This window comes from Gordonia sp. i37 (assembly GCF_002043085.1).
GTDB classification, from domain to species: Bacteria; Actinomycetota; Actinomycetes; order Mycobacteriales; family Mycobacteriaceae; genus Gordonia; species Gordonia polyisoprenivorans.
In genome coordinates, this window is the sequence record NZ_MVPX01000579.1 from 1 (window position 1) to 403 (window position 403).

At 62.0% G+C, this 403-nt stretch carries 1 pseudogene; it reads right to left on the reverse strand.

Going from position 1 to position 403, the window contains the following annotated elements:
* Nucleotides 1-403: pseudogene (locus B1964_RS28200) on the reverse strand (HNH endonuclease); the annotation flags it as partial.

The window sequence follows — 403 nt, forward strand, 5'->3', positions numbered from 1 at the left end:
GAAACCGGCGAAGTAGTGCGACAAGAGTTTCCGCAGAAACTCGCAGCGTTGGACGGTGTCCAAAGGCTCGGGGCATCGGGTGTCGATGTGCGCCAGACCGCGGACGACGGCATCGACGTGTTCGGAGGAGATGGACCCGTCCGCTGCGTGCGCCAACAACAGGTCGACATCGGTGGTGGTGGCAACCCGCACATACCGACCCGCGACGGCTGGCGCGAAACCCATGCTGATCAACAACTCTCGCAGCCGGGTGGTCTTGTGATCGGCCACGCCCAGCCGATCCATCTCGCCGGTGAGGGTGGTGGCGTGGTGATCAACCAGGTTGCGCAACAACAGGACTTGTTTCATCGCACCGAAAGCTTGTGGCCCGGTCATCTCCGGATTCCATTGCAGGTCGCTGAGT